Consider the following 18,771-nt stretch of genomic DNA (forward strand, 5'->3'; position numbering starts at 1 on the left):
ATCCGGTGCCGCCAGCCCACGAGCGTGGGTGGGAGAGACCTCCGGTGCCCATCATGAGTGTCGCCGGAGGTTAGGTATGGATGTGCCCCTGTGGGTGTGGGGTGTCACGGTCGGGGTCATCCTGGCCATGCTCTTGGTCGACTTCCTCGGTCACGTGCGCAAGGCGCATGAGCCCCAACTGAGGGAAGCGGGCCTCTGGTCTGCCGCTTACGTGCTCATCGCGCTGATCTTCGGCGTCGTGGTGTGGGTCACCTGGGGATCGGAGTACGGCCAGCAGTACTTCAGCGGCTACGTGCTGGAGAAGTCACTGAGTGTGGACAACCTGTTCGTGTTCGTGCTGATCCTGTCGAGTTTCCGGGTGCCGCGGCAGTACCAGCAGAAGGTGCTGTTGATCGGCATCGTCATCGCGCTGGTGCTGCGCACGATCTTCATCTTCGTCGGCGCCGCCGCGGTCAACGAGTTCGCCTGGATCTTCTACATCTTCGGCGCATTCCTGATCTGGGTGGCGATCGGTCAGTTGCGCCAGGATTCGGAACAGGAGGGGGAGTACCAGGAGAACGCCATGCTGCGTCTGGTGCGCCGGCTGTTCCGGACCACCGACGACTACGCCGACGACAAACTCTTCGTCCGGCAGGACGGCCTCCTGTACGTCACCCCGATGTTGATCGTGATGATCGCGATCGGGTCTGCCGACGTCCTGTTCGCGGTGGACTCCATCCCCGCGATCTTCACCGTCACCCAGGAGACCTACCTGGTCCTCACCGCGAACGCGTTCGCACTGCTGGGCCTGCGCCAGCTCTACTTCCTGATCGACGGGCTCCTCGACAAGCTCGTCTACCTGCATTACGGACTCGCCGCGATCCTGACGCTGATCGGGGTGAAGGCCATCATCCACGCTCTGCACGAGAACGACCTGCCCTTCCTCAACAGCGGTGAGCCGATCGAGGTGGTGCCGGAGATCCCGACGAATGTCTCCCTGCTGGCGGTCCTGAGCATCCTGATCGTCACCACGGTGGCCTCGTTGACCATCGGACGCCGGCGGAAGGGTAAGCCCAAGCCGGTGAAACCACCGCGGGCACTGGGGAACTGAGGATTGCTCAGTCGTCCTCGAACGGCCCGAAAACCGGCTTCCAGGCACGCAAGGTACGGTGCGTGATCAACTTGGCCCGCTGGAACGGGTCGTCGTCGAGTAGCCGGGACACCTCGGCGTCGGACTCGCCGCGCAGGACCAGCAGGGCACCCGGGGCCGCATTGTCCAGCCATGGTCCGGAGGCCAGGAGCGCGCCCTCGTCGTGCAGCCTCCCGAGGAACTCCCGGTGCGAGGGCCGCAGTTCGTTCAGGTCCTCGGTGCGCTGGACGTCATAGATGTACTCGACGGCGAAGATCGTCATGCGCCGACCTTAGTACGCGAGGCTCACCACCGGCGTTCGCGCCAGTGGTCCAGTTGGGGACGTTCGGCGCCCAGGGTGGTGTTGTCGCCGTGCCCGGGGTGGACCACGGCATCGTCGCCGTAGACGTCGAAGATCCTGGTCTGTACATCGGTGAGCAGTGAGTCGAAGTCCTCCTCGCTCGTGGTTCGGCCCACCCCCCCGGGGAACAGGCTGTCGCCGGTGAAGAGGTGCACCACCCCGCTGCTGGTGTCGGTCCAGGCCAGCGCAACCGACCCGGGGGTGTGTCCGCGCAGTCCGATCACGTCCAGATGCTGCGTGCCCAGCCGCACGTGGTCCCCGTGCCGGAGGTGACGGTGCACGGGCACCGGCAGCGCAGCGGCGTCGTCGGCTCCCGCCAGGGCGGGCGCACCGGTGTGCTCGACCAGGGCCGGGAGGGCCCGGTGGTGGTCCCAGTGCTGGTGCGTGGTCACGATCGCGGCGACCTCGCCGGCGGGGCCGGGCTCGGCGAGCAGCGCACACAGTCGGTCGGCATCATCGGCGGCGTCGATGAGAAGGTGCGCTCCGGAGGAAGTCTCGGTGAGCAGGTAGGCGTTGTTGTCCTGCTCCGATACCGAGGCCTTGCGGATCTGCACGACGCCCAGGTCCCACGTGATGCTGGGACCCCCGGGCTCGGCGTGGCCGGGGACGAAGTCTGCGGAGGTGTTCATCGACCCATTGTGCCGGTGCGGCCGGTGCACCGCAGATGACCGGCGGACGCGGTGTGGCCGAACGCAAGCCGTCGAACAGTTGTACGATGTCGGTGCCAGCGTTTACCATTGGCGACGTGAGTGACCACCTCCTGATCCGCGGCGCGCGGGAACACAACCTGCGCAACATCAACCTCGACCTTCCCCGGAACCAGTTGATCGTCTTCACCGGGCTGTCGGGTTCGGGGAAGTCGTCGCTGGCCTTCGACACGATCTTCGCCGAGGGGCAGCGCCGGTACGTGGAATCCCTGTCCGCCTACGCCCGCCAGTTCCTGGGGCAGATGGACAAGCCGGATGTCGACTTCATCGAGGGGTTGTCACCCGCAGTCTCGATCGACCAGAAATCCACCAACCGCAACCCGCGCTCCACGGTGGGCACGATCACCGAGGTGTATGACTACCTGCGGTTGCTGTACGCCCGGGCCGGTACCCAGCACTGCCCGGTGTGTGACGAGAGGATCATCGCCCAGACCCCGCAGCAGATCGTGGATCAGTTGCGGCAGATGCCCGAGGGGACCCGGTTCCAGGTGCTCGCGCCGGTGGTCCGTGGCCGCAAGGGGGAGTACGCCGACCTGTTCCGTGACCTGGGCGCACAAGGATTCGCCCGGGCTCGGGTCGATGGTGAGACCGTTCCGCTGGCAGAACCGCCCCCGCTGGAGAAGAACCTCAAGCACACCATCGAGGTGGTGGTGGACCGGCTGGTGGTCCGGGAGAACATCCGCCAGCGACTGACCGATTCGGTGGAGACCGCGTTGCGGCTCGCGGAGGGACTCCTCCTGGTGGACCTGGTCGACGCCGACCCGGAGGACCCGGAGCGGGTGCGCCGGTTCTCCGAGCGCCGGGCCTGCCCGAACGACCACCCACTGACACTCGATGAGATCGAGCCGCGCACCTTCTCCTTCAACGCACCCTACGGCGCCTGCCCCGAGTGCACCGGGATCGGGACGCGACTGGAGGTGGACCCGGATCTGGTCATCCCCGATGAGGACCTGACGTTGGCCGAGGGCGCCGTGGCGCCGTGGACCACCGGGTCGGCGGCCTACTTCGAGCGGGTGCTGGGCGCCCTGGGCGAGGAACTCGAGTTCTCCATGGACGTGCCGTGGCGGGCCCTGCCGAAGCGCGCCAGGGAAGCGATCCTGCACGGCAAGGACCACAAGGTGCACGTGCGCTACCGCAACCGGTGGGGCCGGGAGCGGTCCTACTCCACCGGCTTCGAAGGGGTGATCTCCTTCATCGAACGGCGCCACTCCGAGACCGATTCGGACTGGTCCCGCGAACGCTACGAGGGCTACATGCGGGAGGTACCGTGCCCGGCCTGCCATGGGGCGCGGTTGAAACCCGAGGTGCTCGCGGTGCGCGTCGGCGGCAAGTCCATCGCCGAGGTGTGCGGTCTGCCGATCGACCAGGCCAAGGAGTTCCTGGACGCGCTCGAACTGAGCCCCCGCGAGGCGGCGATCGCCGGCCAGGTGCTCAAGGAGATCCACGCCCGGATGGGCTTCTTGCTCGACGTCGGGCTCGACTACCTGTCGATGTCCCGGGCCGCGGGGACCCTCTCCGGTGGGGAGGCCCAGCGGATCCGGCTGGCCACCCAGATCGGCTCGGGCCTGGTCGGGGTGCTGTACGTGCTGGACGAGCCGAGCATCGGGCTGCACCAACGTGACAACAGGCGTCTGATCGACACCCTCAGCCGGCTGCGTGACCTGGGCAACACCCTGATCGTGGTCGAGCACGATGAGGACACCATCCGGACCGCCGACTGGGTCGTGGACATCGGGCCGGGAGCGGGGGAACTGGGCGGACGGATCGTGCACTCGGGTAGTTACGCCGACCTGCTCACCCAGGAGGACTCGGTGACCGCGGCGTATCTGGCCGGGCGACGGGAGATCCCGATCCCGGCCGAACGGCGCGAACCGGACCGGGAGCGCCAGATCGTGGTGCACGGGGCGCGGGAGAACAACCTCAAGTCGGTCACCGTGCCCTTCCCGCTGGGCTGTTTCATCGCCGTCACCGGGGTCTCCGGCTCCGGTAAGTCCACGTTGGTGGACTCCATCCTGTACAAGGTGCTGGCGAACGAACTCAACGGGGCACGCACCGTTCCGGGCCGGCACAAGCGCGTCACCGGCCTGGAGACCCTGGACAAGGTGGTGCACGTGGACCAGAGCCCGATCGGGCGGACCCCGCGCTCCAACCCGGCCACCTACACCGGGGTGTGGGACCACGTGCGCAAGCTCTTCGCCGAGACCCAGGAGGCCAAGGTGCGCGGGTACACACCGGGCCGGTTCTCCTTCAACGTCAAGGGTGGTCGGTGTGAGGCGTGCTCGGGTGACGGCACGCTGAAGATCGAGATGAACTTCCTACCCGATGTCTACGTGCCATGCGAGGTGTGCCACGGGGCGCGGTACAACCGCGAGACCCTGGAGGTGCACTACAAGGGCCGCACGGTGGCCGAGGTGCTGGACATGCCGATCACCGAGGCCGCGGACTTCTTCGCTGCCGTGCCTGCCGTGGCCCGGCACCTGAAGACCCTTGTCGATGTGGGCCTGGGGTACGTGCGGTTGGGTCAGCCCGCACCCACGCTGTCCGGCGGTGAGGCTCAGCGCGTCAAACTCGCCTCGGAGTTGCAGAAGCGCTCCTCCGGCCGCACGGTCTACGTGCTGGACGAGCCGACCACCGGGCTGCACTTCGAGGACATCCGCAAACTCATGGGTGTCCTGCAGGGCCTGGTCGACAAGGGCAACACCGTGGTGGTGATCGAGCACAACCTCGATGTGATCAAGAACGCCGACTGGGTGATCGACATGGGTCCCGAGGGTGGCATCGGTGGTGGCACCGTGGTGGCCAGCGGCACACCCGAGCAGGTGGCCCAGGTCGGGGCGAGCCACACCGGCAGGTTCATCGCCGAGATCGTCGGCCCCGACGCGGTCGTCCGGACGAAGCCGATCACGCTGGTGGCCACCCCGTCGCGGCCGAAGGCACGCTCGGTCCGGCGGGCCACCAAGGCACGGTCCAAGAAGAGCGCCTGAGCCGCCCTTACCCCGGCGCTGTCCGCGCGCGGGTCGAACTAGGGTGGAACCGTGGCTGATCCCTCGACCTACCGTCCCCGTCCCGGGGAGATTCCCGAGTCACCGGGGGTGTACCGCTTCCTGGACTCCCACGGGCGGGTCGTGTACGTGGGCAAGGCGAAGAACCTGCGTTCGCGCCTGTCGAGTTACTTCGGCAACCTCGCCGGCCTGCACCAGCGCACCCAGCAGATGGTGACCACCGCCGCCTCCGTGGACTGGACCGTGGTGGGCACCGAGGTGGAGTCCCTGGCGCTGGAGTACGCCTGGATCAAGGAGTTCGACCCCAGGTTCAACGTCAAGTACCGCGACGACAAGTCCTACCCGTTCCTTGCCGTGACCATGGGTGAGGAGTTCCCCAGAGTGCAGGTGATGCGCGGCGCGAAGCGGCCCGGCACCCGCTACTTCGGTCCCTATTCCCACGCCTGGGCGATCCGGGAGACGGTGGATCTGCTCCTGCGGGTGTTCCCGATCCGCTCCTGTTCGGCGGGGGTGTTCAAACGGGCCAAGACCGCCGGGCGCCCGTGCCTGCTGGGCTATATCGGCAAGTGCTCGGCCCCGTGCGTGGGCTGGATCTCGCCGGAGGAGCACCGGGATCTGGCCGAGGACTTCTGTGACTTCATGGCGGGGAACACCGCGCAGTTCGAGGGCCGCCTCGAGGCGCAGATGCGCGCGGCGGCGGCCGAGCAGGACTACGAGCGTGCCGCACGGCTGCGCGATGACCTGGGCGCCTTGCGCAAGGTGGTGGAGAAGAACGCTGTGGTGCTGCCCGATGGCACCGACGCCGACGTGTTCGCGATGGCCGCCGACGAACTGGAGGCCTCGGTCCAGGTGTTCCACGTCCGGGGCGGGCGGATCCGCGGCCAGCGTGGGTGGGTCACCGAGCGGGTGGAGGACCTGTCCGAGGGTGAGTTGGTCGAACGGCTGCTCCAGCAGGTCTACGGGGGCACCACCGATCCGCAGGCGGTACCCCGGGAGGTGATCGTTCCGGCCGAGCCGGACAACCTCGCCCAGGTACAGCAGTGGCTGCGGAGCCTGCGCGGGGCGAACGTGAGTGTGCGGGTGGCACGGCGCGGGGACAAGCGGCGGCTGGCCGAGACGGTGGAGGCCAACGCCCAGCAGGCTCTGGCGTTGCACAAGACCCGCCGCGCCGGTGACCTGACGGCCCGATCCCACGCGCTGGCCCAACTCCAGGAGCACCTGGATCTGCCGACCTCACCGCTCCGGATCGAGTGCTACGACATCTCCCACACCGCCGGCAGTGAGCAGGTGGCCTCGATGGTGGTGTTCGAGGACGGCCTGGCCCGTAAGAGCGAGTACCGCCACTTCGTGGTCCGCGGCGCCCACGGCGACGGTGCCCGCGATGACACCGAGGCGATGTATGAGGTGCTCAGCCGCCGCTTCCGGCGCTACCTGGCCGGGGTGCGGGGGTCGGGAACCGAGGACGACGACGTCGCTGCCGCAGTGGAGGACGGTGCACCCGGGCCGGATCCGTCCGTTCCGCGACCGGACCTGCTCACCCAGCCGCACGCCGACCCCGGAAGCACGGCACGGGCGGCCTCGGCGCCCGACCAGGCACCACCCCGGGCCCTCACACCGGGGGAGGCGTCCTCGGCCGCCCCAGCGGCACGGCCCCAGAAACGGTTCGCCTACCCGCCGCAACTGGTGGTGGTCGACGGCGGCGCCCCCCAGGTGGCTGCTGCCGTTCGAGCGTTGGACGACCTGGGCATCGGGGATGTCTGTGTGGTGGGCCTGGCCAAACGGTTGGAGGAGGTGTGGCTACCGGGCGAGGACTACCCGCTGGTGCTGCCCCGCACCTCCGACGCTCTCTTCCTGCTCCAGCGCATCCGGGACGAAGCACATCGCTTCGCGATCGCCCACCACCGAAAGCGGCGCAGCAAGGCGATGACCCGCTCGGTGCTCGATGCCATCCCCGGACTGGGGCCGGCCCGTCAGCAGGCGCTGCTGACCGAGTTCGGGTCGGTGAAGAAGCTGCGCGCCGCGTCGGTGGACCAGATCCTGGCCGTGCCCGGGATCGGTCCCGGGCTCGCCCGAACCGTCCATGCCGTGCTCAATCCTGACTCCGACGAGGACACCACGGACCCTGGCGGGCCCGGGGGCTCCGTCGCAGCCGGGACGGCACCCCCCTCGGCGGCAACGCCGGGCACGGGCGGCGTCCCGAACCCGCCACCTGGTGGCGATGGCGTGAGAACCTAGTGGCATGAGCACCGAAGAGCCGGGGGATCAGGCGCCCTCCACGTTCCCCCGGGGAATCCCACTGCTGGAAGAGCAGACGCCGCCTCCGGAGGACACCCGGCCGGAGATCATCATCATCACCGGCATGTCCGGAGCCGGGCGCTCCCGCGCCGCTGCGGTGCTGGAGGACATGGACTGGTACGTGGTGGACAACATGCCACCCCGGATGCTGCTGGCCCTGGCCGGGATGATGACCTCGAACGAGGGCGGGGTACGCCGCCTGGCAGCGGTGGTGGATGTGCGTTCCCGGGAGTTCTTCGCCGACCTGATCGAGGTGCTCAACGACCTTCGCCGGCGCGGTGTGGAGTACCGGCTCATCTTCCTCGACGCCGGCGACGAGGTCCTGGTGCGCCGGTTCGAGCAGGTCCGCCGCCCGCACCCGCTGCAAGGGGAGGGCAGGCTCCTGGATGGGATCAAGGAGGAGCGCGGGCTGCTGGACAACCTGCGCAGACGCTCCGACGTGCTGATCGACACCTCCAACACCTCGGTGCACGACCTGGCCCGAGCAGTACGCGAACTGCTTGCCGAGGAGAGCGACCAGACCCTGAAGATCACCGTGGTCTCGTTCGGTTTCAAGTACGGGCTCCCGCTGGACGCCGACCATGTGGTGGACGTGCGATTCCTGTCCAACCCCTATTGGGTCACCGAGTTGCGCCACCTCACCGGCAAGGACGAGCCGGTCCGGGACTACGTCCTGTCCCTGCCCGGGGCCTCCGACTTCATCACCCGGTACATCGATGCCATCGAGCCGGTGCTGGACGGGTACCTGCGCGAGCAGAAACCGTACGTGACCATCGCGATCGGATGTACCGGCGGTAAGCACCGGTCCGTCGCGCTGAGTGAGGCGATGGCCGCGGAGTTGCGATCCCGCGGTCAACGCGCCGGTGTCGTCCACCGCGACCTGGGCCGGGAATGACGGCGGCACCGACGTCACCACGGGGCCCGGCCCGCAGACCGGGCCCGCTGAAGGTCGCTGCCTTGGGCGGGGGGCACGGCCTCGCCGCGAGCCTGCGCGCACTGAGGCACGTGACCAGCGACGTCACCGCGGTGGTGACGGTGGCAGATGACGGCGGATCCTCGGGCCGGCTGCGCCAGGAACTGGGCGTGCTGCCCCCCGGGGACCTGCGGATGGCGCTGTCGGCACTGTGCGACGAGTCCGACTGGGGGCACACCTGGAGCGACGTTCTGCAGCACCGATTCACCTCCTCCGGGCCGTTGGACGGGCACGCGCTGGGGAACCTGCTGATCGTCTCGCTCTGGGAGTTGCTCGGCGATGAGGTCTCCGGTCTCGATTGGGTGGCCAAACTCCTCGGTGCCGACGGCCGGGTACTGCCGATGGCGGCGGTGCCCCTGGAGATCGAGGCGGACGTGAAGTTGCCCAACGGGCAGGAGGCGCTGGTGCGCGGCCAGTCCAGGGTGGCGGTGACCTCCGGGGCGGTGCAGCGGGTCCGGCTGATCCCCGCGGACCCGCCGGCCTGCCCTGAGGCTGTGCAGGCGATCCGGCAGGCCGATGTGGTGGTGCTCGGACCGGGCTCGTGGTTCACCTCGGTCATGCCGCATCTGATGGTGCCCGAGATCGCCGAAGCGCTGCACGAGGCACGCCTCACCCTTACGCTCAACCTCTCCGCGCAGCAGGGCGAAACCACCGGCTACACCGCAGTGGACCACCTGCACTCGTTGCAGTCTTACGCACCCGGGTTGAAACTGGACACTGTGATCGCCGACCCCGCATCGATCGAGGACCTGGACGAATTGCAGAGCCATGCCAGAACCCATGGGGCCCGGCTGCTGCTACGGCAGGTCGGACAGGGTGACGGTGGTCCTTATCATGACCCGCTGCGGCTCGCGGCGGCGTATCGTGATGCGTTCGACCGGTTCCTTGGCGACGTAGGGGAGAAGTCTGGATGAGTGGCAGGATGACGCTCATGTCTTTGACCACGGACGTGAAGGATGAACTGGCCAGGCTGAAGGTGGACCGGGTCTCGGCTCGCAAGGCCGAGGTTTCCGCCACCCTCCGGTTCGCCGGTGGCCTGCACATCATCTCCGGCCGGATCGTGATCGAGGCCGAACTGGACGCCGGGATCGCTGCCCGCCGCTTGCGCCAGGCGATCAATGAGATCTACGGGCATACCTCTGAGGTGATCGTGGTCTCCGGGGGTGCCCTGCGCCGGGGGAACCGCTACGTGGTGCGGGTGGTCCGCGAAGGTGAGGCACTGGCCCGCCAGACCGGTCTGCTGGACTCCCGCGGCCGGCCCGTGCGTGGCCTACCCCCGCAGGTGGTCTCAGCGAGCGTAGGTGACGCCGTCGCCGCCTGGCGGGGAGCGTTCCTGGCCCGCGGGTCCCTGACGGAACCGGGCCGTTCCTCGGCGCTGGAGGTCACCTGCCCGGGCCCGGAGGCCGCCCTGGCCCTGGTGGGCGCCGCGCGCCGGTTGGACATCATCGCCAAGGCGCGCGAGGTGCGAGGGGTGGACCGGGTGGTGATCCGCGACGGGGACGCGATCAGCGCCATCCTGACCCGGATGGGCGCCCACGACGCGGTCCTGGTCTGGGAGGAACGACGGATGCGCCGTGAGGTCCGCGGCACCGCCAACCGGCTGGCGAACTTCGACGACGCGAACCTGCGTCGGTCGGCGCAGGCAGCGGTGGCCGCCGGAGCACGGGTGGAACGGGCCTTCGAGATCCTCGGGGAGGACGTGCCCGAGCACCTGCTCCAGGCCGGCCGGCTGCGCCTGGAGCACAAGCAGGCCTCTCTTGAAGAACTCGGTCAGCTCTCCGACCCCCCGCTGACCAAGGACGCCGTAGCCGGGCGGATCCGCCGGCTACTGGCAATGGCAGACAAGCGCGCCTACGAACTGGGCGTGCCGGACACCGAGGCGAACCTGACCCAGGAGATGCTCGACATGTAGGACGCCCGGCGGCTGGGACCTTTGTCACAAGGTGTCCCGCCACACACGGGTGTAGCGTTAACCGTGGGGCACACACCGGCACCAGCCGGGTGTGTGCCACGTCCGAGGCCGGGCCGACAGGCCCGCCGACTACCGCACAGGACGCGCCTTTCGCGCGACGAGGAGGACATAGTGACCATTCGCGTCGGAATCAATGGCTTCGGTCGTATCGGACGGAGTTACTTCCGCGCCGTGGCCGAGAGCGGTGCCGACATCGAGATCGTCGGTGTCAACGACCTGACCGATAACAAGACCCTCGCCCACCTGCTCACCTGGGACACCGTGCTGGGCAAGTTCGGCCAGGAGGTCGGGTACGACGACGAGAACATCATCGTCGGCGGCAAGAAGATCCGGGCGCTGGCCGAGAAGGACCCCGCCGCGCTGCCGTGGGGCGAACTCGGTGCCGACATCGTGATCGAGTCCACCGGGCTGTTCACCGACGGCACCAAGGCGAAGGCGCACCTGGACGGCGGTGCGAAGAAGGTGATCCTGTCCGCCCCCGGCAAGAACGACGACGGCATGTTCGTCATGGGCGTCAACCACACCACCTATGACCCGGCGAACCACCACATCATCTCCAACGCCTCCTGCACCACCAACTGCATCGCGCCGCTGGCCAAGGCGATGCACGAGGCCGTGGGCCTGGAGCGCGGACTGATGAACACCATCCACGCCTACACCGGGGACCAGAACCTGCAGGACGGACCGCACAAGGACCTGCGCCGGGCCCGCGCAGCGGCACAGAACATCGTGCCCACCACCACCGGTGCGGCCAAGGCCGTCGGAAAGGTGCTACCGGAACTGGACGGGCGGTTGGACGGCTTCGCGCTGCGGGTACCGGTCATCACCGGTTCGGCCATCGATCTGACGTTCACCGCGTCCCGGGACACCACGGTGGAGGAGATCAACGCCGCCGCCAAGGCCGCAGCCGAGGGCAACCTGGCCGGCACGATGCAGTACTCCGAGGACCCGCTGGTGTCCAGCGACATCATCACCAACCCCCACCAGAGCATCTTCGATGCTCCGATGACACGGGTGATCGGCAACCAGGTGAAGGTGGTGGCCTGGTACGACAACGAGTGGGGCTACTCCACCAGCCTGGTGAAGTTGACCAACTACATCGGCGAGCAGCTCTGAGAGCAGTGACGGTCACCGCGCCCGCGTGCACGATGCACGCGGGCGCGGTTGTCTGAGACAGCACCGCCGGCGTGGCCCGGCAGATCATGTGAGAGACGAGAAGGAGACACGATGCCCACCCTCGCCGAACTCGGTGACCTGCACGGAAAGCGGGTGCTGGTCCGGGCCGATTTCAACGTTCCGTTGGACGGTGACACCATCACCGACGACGGCCGTATCCGAGCGGCACTGCCCACCATCATCCGGTTGATCGAGGCCGGTGCCGTGGTGGTCCTGACCGCTCACCTGGGCCGGCCCAAGGGGAAGGTCGACCCGCACTACTCCCTGGCTCCGGTCGCCAGGCGGCTGGGTGAACTCCTCGGCCAGGACGTGACGTTGGCCGGTGACGTGGTCGGTCCGGAGGCCCGCGCCGCGGTCGACGCGGCCGTCCCCGGGCAGGTGGTGCTGCTGGAGAACATCCGGTTCGACGCCCGGGAGACGTCCAAGGACGACGCCGAGCGCGGAGCGCTGGCCGATGACCTGGCGAAACTCGCCGATGTCTTCGTCTCCGACGGCTTCGGGGTGGTGCACCGCAAGCAGGCCAGCGTCTATGACGTGGCCACGCGGCTGCCGCACGCGATGGGAGGGCTGGTGCAGCGCGAGGTCGCCGCACTGGAACGGGCCACTCAGGACCCGGCCCGACCCTACGTCGTCGTGCTGGGTGGATCGAAGGTCTCCGACAAACTCGGCGTGATCGAGAACCTGCTCACCAAGGCCGACACCCTACTGATCGGTGGGGGCATGGTGTTCACGTTCCTCGCGGCGCAGGGGCACCAGGTGGGCAAGTCGCTCCTGGAGTCGGACCAGATCGAGACCGTCAAGGGCTACCTGGCCACCGCGGCCGAGCGGGGCGTGCAGATCCTGCTACCCACCGACATCCTGGTGGGCCCGGAGTTCTCCGCCGACGCCGCCCCGACGGTGGTGGCGGCCGACGCCATCCCCGCCGACCAGATCGGGCTGGACATCGGTCCGGAGTCGTCGGCGGCCTTCGCCGAGGTCATCCGTGGGGCCCGCACGGTGGTGTGGAACGGCCCGATGGGGGTCTTCGAGTTCCCCGCCTTCGCCGGGGGGACCGAGGCGGTGGCGCAGGGCATGATCGATGCCACCGGCGCCGGGGCCTTCAGCATCGTCGGCGGTGGAGACTCCGCGGCCGCAGTGCGCCTGCTCGGCTTCGATGAGGCGGGCTTCGCGCACATCTCCACAGGGGGCGGGGCCTCCCTGGAGTTCCTGGAGGGCAGGACGCTGCCCGGGATCGACGTTCTGACCGACTGAGGTCCGAGTTATCCGACGGCGCCGGTGGAGCCGGCGAGGTGCGCCACCGTCGACCGCGCCGCAGAGCCAAGAGAGGCAGAAGATGACGCAAGCACGCACCCCGCTGATGGCGGGCAACTGGAAGATGAACCTGGACCACCACGAGGCCACCCACCTGGTGCAGAAACTGGCCTGGACGCTCCGGGACGCCCAGCACGACTACGAGTCGGTTGAGGTGGCGGTGTGTGCGCCCTTCACCGACCTGCGCTCGGTGCAGACCCTGATCGATGCGGACAAGCTCAGCATCAAGGTCGGCGCCCAGGACGTCTCCGCACACGAGCATGGCGCCTACACGGGAGAGATCTCCGCCACGATGCTGGCCCGCCTGGGGGTCGACTACGTGATAGTGGGCCACTCCGAGCGGCGGCAGTACCACGCCGAGGACGACGCCCTGGTCAACGCCAAGGCCCGGGCCGCACTGAAGAGCGGGCTGATCCCGATCATCTGCGTGGGCGAGGGTCTGCAGGTGCGCCAGGAGGGCCGCCACGTACCCGTCACGCTGGCCCAGGTGGACGGTGCGCTCGAGGGGCTCTCCGCCGAGGCCGTCGCTCACAGTGTGATCGCCTATGAACCCGTGTGGGCGATCGGGACCGGTGAGGTGGCCACTCCGGAGGACGCCCAGGAGGTGTGCGGGGCGATCCGGACCCGACTGGCCGAACTCCACGGCGAGGAGGTCGCCGCCTCGGTGCGCGTGCTCTACGGCGGATCGGTCAAGTCCGCGAACGTCGCCTCGATCATGGCCCACGCCGACGTCGACGGCGCCCTGGTGGGTGGGGCGAGCCTGGACGCGCAGGAGTTCGCGAACATTGCTCGTTACCAGGCGCACCAGGTCGGACTGTAGCCGGCGGGTTTCCCTCTGGGGCCATTGATCGCGTAAACTCATGCCTGTGCCCCGCGGCCGGCGATCCCGGCTGCGCTGATTCAATAGATGAGGATTCGTACGTGGACGCATTGAACATCGTCCTCCAGGTGCTCCTGGTGCTGACCAGCGCGATGCTGATCCTCTCCATCCTGATGCACAAGGGCAAGGGTGGGGGCCTGTCGGACATGTTCGGCGGGGGCGTGTCCACATCGTTGGGGTCCTCCGGGGTTGCCGAGCGCAACCTGAACCGGATCACCATCGGGTGTGCCGTGATCTGGGGCACGGTCATCGTGCTGCTGGGTCTGGTCCAGAAGTTCGCGATCTAGGAGTTCCTTCGTGGCAAGTGGTAGTGCGATCCGTGGGTCCCGAGTCGGCGCCGGACCGATGGGAGAGGCCGAGCGAGGCGACGCCGCACCGCGTGTGCACGTCTCCTACTGGTGCGCGGCGGGCCACGAGACCCGTCCCAGTTTCGCCCAGGAGGCGGGCATCGAGATCCCCGAGACCTGGGACTGCCCACGGTGCGGCATGCCGGCCGGACAGAACCAGAGCAGCCCGCCCGAGCCGCCCCGGAATGAGCCGTACAAGACCCACCTGGCGTACGTGAAGGAACGGCGTTCCGATGACGACGGCGCGGCGCTGTTGGACGAGGCGCTGGAGGCCCTGCGCAAGCGTCGCGGTCGCTGACCATGGGCTGACGCCCGCCCGGTCGCGTCAGCCAGCGGCCCGGGCCGCACCGGGCCGCGCCTCACAGGACGTAGGCGATCAGGAACCCGTCATAGCCCTTGGCGCCCACGGACTGCATCGCGGTGGCCTCCAGGGTGCCCTCGCGCACCGCTGCCCCGATCGCCTCCACCATGGTGCGGGTGCCCTGGACATCGGGCCGGTCACTTTCGGCGTCGGCCACAGCACCGGCGCGCACCACGTTGTCCACGACGATCACCGACCCCGGACGAGTGAGCCGCAGGGCCCAGTCCAGGTAGGAGGGGTTGTTCTCCTTGTCCGCGTCGATGAACACCAGGTCGAACGGATCACCATCGACCAGGCTCGGCAGCGACTCGACCGCCGGGCCCTCGAGGATCTCCACCCTCTCGCTCAGCCCGGCCCGTTCGATATTCCCGCGGGCCACCGCGGCGTGCTCCGGGGAGTACTCCAGCGAAACCGTCGCCCCGTCCTCACCCGCAGCACGGGCCAGATGGATCGTGGAATAGCCGAAGAGCGTCCCGATCTCCAGGACGCGGCGCGCCCCTGCTGCGCGGGCCAGCACGCTGAGGAACCCGCCGAGCAATTCGGAGACCTGGATCTGCGGCAGCGCGGCACCGTCGCGCATCGCCGCAGTCAGGATCGGGTCCGGGGGTCGGAGTTGGTCGGCGAAGTAGCCGTCCACCGTGTACCACAACCGTTCGAGGGTGTTCATCGCACCTCCACGTGCTTCAGGCCCGAGCGCAGTGCCCGGCCGTAGATGACATCGGGGTCCAGGTGCCGCAGATCCTCCATCAGGCAGTCCTCCAGCGGACGCTTGGCCATCGCCACCTGCCGTTGCGGCTCGTGCTCGGTCGAGATCGTCACCGTCGCCGAGCCCTCGGGGCGGTGCAACGAGATGGTGCCGGTCTCGCGGTGCAGGTCCACCCCGCTGATCACGCTGGATTCCTCGTCGTGCACCACCAGGGCCGAGCACTCCAGGGCACTGGCGAACCATGCGGCGAGCAGGTGCAGTGAGGGCCGGTCGGTGTTGCCGCGCACGGTGACAGCGGTGATCGTGGCGCCCGGGTCGCCCTCGACGACGCCGGCGCTCAGGCCCCGCCACAGGGTGGTTCGGGCCCAGGACAGATCGGTATCGCCGGGGGAGTAGCCCTCCCGCAGCTCGTGCAGGCGCTCCACCCCACGGGAGACCTCGCCGACGTCACTGATCCGGCGCTGGGCCATCCGGCCCAACGGATCCTCGGCAAGGTTCGCGGGGGGCTCCTTGGGCCACCATGCGACGACCGGGGCATCCGGCAGCAACAGGGGTGTGACCAAGGTGTCGACAGCGTCCCTGGTGGTGCCGAGCGGGCGCAGGATCACCACCTCGCTCGCCCCGGCGTCTCCGCCCACCCGGATCTCGGCGTCCAGGCGGGCGGGATGATCGACGTCGCCGGGGTCGATCACCACCACCCGGGACGGGTGTTCCCTGCTGGCCCGGTTGGCTGCCTCCACCGCGGGTTCCACGTCGCCCCCGGAGGAGACGATCACCAGGGTGAGGACCCGGCCCAGCGCTCGAGCCCCGCCCTGCTCACGCAGTTGGACCAGTTTTGCGCCGACCTCGGCGCTGGTGGTGCCTTGCAGCGTAACGATCACGGCTGCCTCCAGGTGCGTCCGTCACGGGCCAGCATCTGTTCGGCCGATTCGGGGCCCCAGCTCCCGGGCCGGTACGGATCCGGGCTACCGTTGGCCTTCCAGTACTCGATGATGGGATCCAGGATCTGCCAGGAGAGTTCTACCTCACGATGGCGGGGGAACAGCGGCGGGTCGCCGAGCATCACATCGAGCAGGAGCCGCTCGTAGGCCTCCGGGGAGGCCTCGGTGAAGGCGTGCCCGTACCCGAAGTCCATGGTGACGTCCCGGACCTCCATCGCGGTCCCGGGCACCTTGGAGCCGAACCGGAGGGTGACCCCCTCATCGGGCTGGACACGGATCACGATGGCGTTCTGGCCCAGCACCTGGGTGTCATTGAGGTCGAACGGCAGGTGCGGGGCGCGCTTGAAGACCACCGCGATCTCGGTGACCCGGCGGCCCAGGCGCTTGCCGGTGCGCAGGTAGAACGGCACCCCGGCCCAGCGGCGGGTGTCGATGTCCAGCCGGATCGCGGCGTAGGTCTCGGTAACCGAAGCCGGGTCGATGCCCTCCTCGGCGAGGTAGCCCTGTACCTGCCGACCACCCTGCCAACCGGCCGCGTACTGCCCGCGGGCGGTGTGCTTGCCGAGGTCGGCGGGCAGCCGCACCGCGGAGAGGATCTTCTCCTTCTCCGCCCGTAGGGCGTCGGCGTCGAACGAGACCGGCTCCTCCATCGCAGTCAGGGCGAGGAGCTGGAGCAGGTGGTTCTGGATGACGTCCCGGGCCGCGCCGATGTCGTCGTAGTAGCCCGCCCGGGTGCCGATACCGATGTCCTCGGCCATGGTGATCTGGACGTGGTCCACGTACGCCTCGTTCCAGACCGGCTCGAACATCATGTTCGCGAACCGCATCGCGAGCAGGTTCTGGACGGTCTCCTTGCCCAGGTAGTGGTCGATCCGGAACACCGACTCGGCCGGGAACACCCGCTCCACGGCCTCGTTCAGGCTGCGGGCGCTGGCCAGGTCGTGCCCGAACGGCTTCTCGATGACCACCCGGCGCCAGGCGCCGTTGTCGTCCCGGGACAGGCCCGAGGCGGCCAGCCGCTCACACACGACCGGGAACTGCGCCGGCGGGATGGACAGGTAGAACGCATGGTTCCCGCCGGTGCCGCGTTCGACGTCGAGTTCCTTGACGGTGCGGGCCAGTCTCTCGAATGCCTCCGGGTCGGTGAACTCACCCTGGACGAACCGGATGCCCTGCCGGAGTTGGCGCCACGCGTCCTCGTCGAATGGGGTCCGGGCGTGCTCGCGGACGGCCTCGTAAGCGATCTGCTCGAAGTCCTGCCGGTCCCAGTCGCGCCGTGCGAACCCGGTCAGGGCGAAGCCCGGGGGAAGTAGACCCCGGTTGGCCAGGTCGTAGATCGCGGGGATCAACTTGCGTTTGGCCAAGTCACCGGTCACCCCGAAGAGCACCACTCCGCACGGTCCGGGGATGCGTGGCAGGCGCCGGTCCGCGGGGTCACGCAGCGGGTTGGCACTGGCGCCCTCGGGACGCACCAGGTTCATACGGACACACCGGGGGTGGTTCCCTCGGTCGCCTCGCGCAGGCCGGTCTCGACCGTGGCCAGCAACTCCTCCCAGCTGTCGATGAACGACTGCACGCCGGCGGTCTCCAGGTCGTCGAGGATCTCGTCGTAGTGCACGCCCAGGCGCTGCACCTCGTCGATCACGTACTGGGACTGCTCGTACGTTCCCCGAACGGTGTCAGCGCCGGTGGCGTCGGAGTGGTCGGCGACGGCGGCCAGCGTAGCGGCCGGCATCGTGCTGACCACGTCGGTGGTGACGAGTTCGTCGACGTACATGGTGTCGGGGTAGGCGTCGTCCTTGGTCCCGGTGGAGGCCCACAGCAGACGTTGGGGATGGGCACCGACCGCGGCGAGCTCGGCGAAGACCGGGGAGGAGAAGACTTCCTCGAAGACCTGGTAGGACAGCCGCGCCCCGGCGATCGCGCTGCGTCCACGCAGGGATGCGGCCTGGTCGGTTCCGATCTCATCGAGGGCGGCATCGATCTTGGAGTCGATCCGGGAGAGGAACACCGAGGCAACCGATCGGATCGTGGACAGGTCGCGTCCAGCCGCGTGTGCCCGCTCCAACCCGTCCAGGTATGCCTGGGCCACGGCCCGGTAGCGGTCCAGGGAGAAGATCAGCGTCACGTTGACACTGATCCCGGCGCTGATCGCAGCGGTGATCGCCGGCAGGCCCTCGGGGGTGGCCGGGATCTTGATCATCACGTTGGGCCGGTCCACCGTCTCCCACAGCATCTGCGCGGCCTCCACCGTCGCATCGGTATCGTGCGCCAACCGGGGGTCGACCTCGATCGAGACCCGCCCGTCCTGGCCGCCGCTTCGGTCGTACACGTCGGCGAACAAGTCGCAGGCGGCGCGTACGTCGTCGGTGGTCAACGTCAGTACCGCCGCCTCGGCGTCGGACCCGGCCGCGGCAAGTTCGGCGAGTTGGGCGTCATAGGCGGTCCCCTTGCTGACCGCGCCGGCGAAGATGGTGGGATTGGTGGTCACCCCCACCACGTTCCGGGTATCGATCAGATTGGCCAAACTGCCGTCGCGCAGCGCAGTGCGGGACAGGTCGTCGAGCCACACCGAAACGCCGGCGCGGCTGATCCGGGTCAGGGCGGTGTCGGTCATGGCAGTTCTCCTTC

17 protein-coding genes are annotated in these 18,771 nt (G+C 68.6%); 11 read left to right on the forward strand and 6 right to left on the reverse strand.

The annotated features are described in order from the left end of the window. Positions 1–76: 76 nt before the first annotated feature. Complete coding sequence (locus ACO0LV_RS00230; RefSeq protein ID WP_424785848.1) at positions 77–1,090, forward strand: TerC family protein; 1,014 nt, start codon at positions 77–79, stop codon at positions 1,088–1,090. A gap of 7 nt (positions 1,091–1,097) precedes the next feature. Here the strand turns inward: ACO0LV_RS00230 and ACO0LV_RS00235 are convergent, their stop codons facing one another. Together ACO0LV_RS00235 and ACO0LV_RS00240 are read right to left on the reverse strand one after the other, a co-directional pair. Further along, a complete protein-coding gene (locus ACO0LV_RS00235) occupies positions 1,098–1,391 on the reverse strand; it encodes a YciI family protein (RefSeq protein WP_424785849.1) in 294 nt (97 codons plus the stop codon). Positions 1,392–1,414: 23 nt separating this feature from the next. Then, on the reverse strand, positions 1,415–2,098 hold the full coding sequence (locus ACO0LV_RS00240; RefSeq protein WP_424785850.1) for an MBL fold metallo-hydrolase: 684 nt from the start codon (positions 2,096–2,098) through the stop codon (positions 1,415–1,417). Between the two features lie 116 nt (positions 2,099–2,214). Between ACO0LV_RS00240 and uvrA the strand changes: the two genes are divergently transcribed. The 10 genes from uvrA to ACO0LV_RS00290 all read left to right on the forward strand — a co-directional run bounded on the left by uvrA (position 2,215) and on the right by ACO0LV_RS00290 (position 14,430). Beyond that, positions 2,215–5,160, forward strand: a complete 2,946-nt coding sequence (gene uvrA, locus ACO0LV_RS00245) for an excinuclease ABC subunit UvrA (RefSeq protein WP_424785851.1) — start codon at positions 2,215–2,217, stop codon at positions 5,158–5,160. Between the two features lie 51 nt (positions 5,161–5,211). Next, positions 5,212–7,413, forward strand: a complete 2,202-nt coding sequence (gene uvrC / locus ACO0LV_RS00250) for an excinuclease ABC subunit UvrC (RefSeq protein WP_424785852.1) — start codon at positions 5,212–5,214, stop codon at positions 7,411–7,413. Positions 7,414–7,417: 4 nt separating this feature from the next. Further along, positions 7,418–8,368 carry an RNase adapter RapZ gene (gene rapZ / locus ACO0LV_RS00255; protein WP_424785853.1) on the forward strand — a complete coding sequence of 317 codons (951 nt, stop codon included), beginning with the start codon at positions 7,418–7,420 and terminating at the stop codon, positions 8,366–8,368. Next, positions 8,365–9,360: a gluconeogenesis factor YvcK family protein gene (locus ACO0LV_RS00260; protein WP_424785854.1), complete on the forward strand. Its 996-nt coding sequence runs from the start codon at positions 8,365–8,367 to the stop codon at positions 9,358–9,360. Before rapZ ends, ACO0LV_RS00260 begins: the two co-directional genes overlap by 4 nt. A gap of 17 nt (positions 9,361–9,377) precedes the next feature. Beyond that, a complete protein-coding gene (gene whiA, locus ACO0LV_RS00265; protein WP_424785855.1) occupies positions 9,378–10,358 on the forward strand; it encodes a DNA-binding protein WhiA in 981 nt (326 codons plus the stop codon). Positions 10,359–10,529: 171 nt separating this feature from the next. After that, entirely contained in the window at positions 10,530–11,534 is a 1,005-nt protein-coding gene (gene gap, locus ACO0LV_RS00270) for a type I glyceraldehyde-3-phosphate dehydrogenase (RefSeq protein ID WP_424785856.1), read from the forward strand. 111 nt (positions 11,535–11,645) lie between these two features. After that, the gene (locus ACO0LV_RS00275; protein WP_424785857.1) at positions 11,646–12,845 is read left to right on the forward strand and encodes a phosphoglycerate kinase; all 1,200 of its coding nucleotides are present in this window, start codon (positions 11,646–11,648) and stop codon (positions 12,843–12,845) included. Between the two features lie 82 nt (positions 12,846–12,927). After that, entirely contained in the window at positions 12,928–13,725 is a 798-nt protein-coding gene (tpiA, locus tag ACO0LV_RS00280; protein WP_424785858.1) for a triose-phosphate isomerase, read from the forward strand. A 101-nt stretch (positions 13,726–13,826) separates the two neighbouring features. After that, positions 13,827–14,072, forward strand: coding sequence for a preprotein translocase subunit SecG (gene secG, locus ACO0LV_RS00285; protein WP_424785859.1), 246 nt, complete (start codon positions 13,827–13,829; stop codon positions 14,070–14,072). Positions 14,073–14,082: 10 nt separating this feature from the next. Continuing rightward, complete coding sequence (locus tag ACO0LV_RS00290; protein WP_424785860.1) at positions 14,083–14,430, forward strand: RNA polymerase-binding protein RbpA; 348 nt, start codon at positions 14,083–14,085, stop codon at positions 14,428–14,430. A gap of 61 nt (positions 14,431–14,491) precedes the next feature. Here ACO0LV_RS00290 and ACO0LV_RS00295 read toward each other — a convergent pair whose 3' ends face one another. From ACO0LV_RS00295 to tal, 4 genes are read right to left on the reverse strand one after another with little or no spacing between them, the layout of a single operon-like run. Then, the gene (locus tag ACO0LV_RS00295) at positions 14,492–15,160 is read right to left on the reverse strand and encodes an O-methyltransferase (protein ID WP_424785861.1); all 669 of its coding nucleotides are present in this window, start codon (positions 15,158–15,160) and stop codon (positions 14,492–14,494) included. Beyond that, positions 15,157–16,080 carry a glucose-6-phosphate dehydrogenase assembly protein OpcA gene (locus ACO0LV_RS00300; protein WP_424785862.1) on the reverse strand — a complete coding sequence of 308 codons (924 nt, stop codon included), beginning with the start codon at positions 16,078–16,080 and terminating at the stop codon, positions 15,157–15,159. The genes ACO0LV_RS00295 and ACO0LV_RS00300 overlap by 4 nt, the downstream gene beginning before the upstream one ends. Next, positions 16,077–17,621: a glucose-6-phosphate dehydrogenase gene (zwf, locus tag ACO0LV_RS00305; protein WP_424785863.1), complete on the reverse strand. Its 1,545-nt coding sequence runs from the start codon at positions 17,619–17,621 to the stop codon at positions 16,077–16,079. Before zwf ends, ACO0LV_RS00300 begins: the two co-directional genes overlap by 4 nt. After that, entirely contained in the window at positions 17,618–18,757 is a 1,140-nt protein-coding gene (tal, locus tag ACO0LV_RS00310; RefSeq protein WP_424785864.1) for a transaldolase, read from the reverse strand. The genes zwf and tal overlap by 4 nt, the downstream gene beginning before the upstream one ends. Between the last annotated feature and the right edge of the window lie 14 nt (positions 18,758–18,771).

This window comes from Pseudactinotalea sp. Z1739 (assembly GCF_049725055.1).
Taxonomy (GTDB): Bacteria; Actinomycetota; Actinomycetes; order Actinomycetales; family Beutenbergiaceae; genus CALKWS01.

Coding starts and splice junctions, on each gene's coding strand:
- ACO0LV_RS00275 (WP_424785857.1), top strand. CDS start 11,646: ATGCCCACCCTCGCCGAACTCGGTGACCTGCACGGAAAGCGGGTGCTG.
- ACO0LV_RS00240 (WP_424785850.1), bottom strand. CDS start 2,098: ATGAACACCTCCGCAGACTTCGTCCCCGGCCACGCCGAGCCCGGGGGT.
- rapZ (WP_424785853.1), top strand. CDS start 7,418: ATGAGCACCGAAGAGCCGGGGGATCAGGCGCCCTCCACGTTCCCCCGG.
- tpiA (WP_424785858.1), top strand. CDS start 12,928: ATGACGCAAGCACGCACCCCGCTGATGGCGGGCAACTGGAAGATGAAC.
- ACO0LV_RS00230 (WP_424785848.1), top strand. CDS start 77: ATGGATGTGCCCCTGTGGGTGTGGGGTGTCACGGTCGGGGTCATCCTG.
- tal (WP_424785864.1), bottom strand. CDS start 18,757: ATGACCGACACCGCCCTGACCCGGATCAGCCGCGCCGGCGTTTCGGTG.
- ACO0LV_RS00235 (WP_424785849.1), bottom strand. CDS start 1,391: ATGACGATCTTCGCCGTCGAGTACATCTATGACGTCCAGCGCACCGAG.
- whiA (WP_424785855.1), top strand. CDS start 9,378: ATGTCTTTGACCACGGACGTGAAGGATGAACTGGCCAGGCTGAAGGTG.
- ACO0LV_RS00260 (WP_424785854.1), top strand. CDS start 8,365: ATGACGGCGGCACCGACGTCACCACGGGGCCCGGCCCGCAGACCGGGC.
- zwf (WP_424785863.1), bottom strand. CDS start 17,621: ATGAACCTGGTGCGTCCCGAGGGCGCCAGTGCCAACCCGCTGCGTGAC.
- ACO0LV_RS00295 (WP_424785861.1), bottom strand. CDS start 15,160: ATGAACACCCTCGAACGGTTGTGGTACACGGTGGACGGCTACTTCGCC.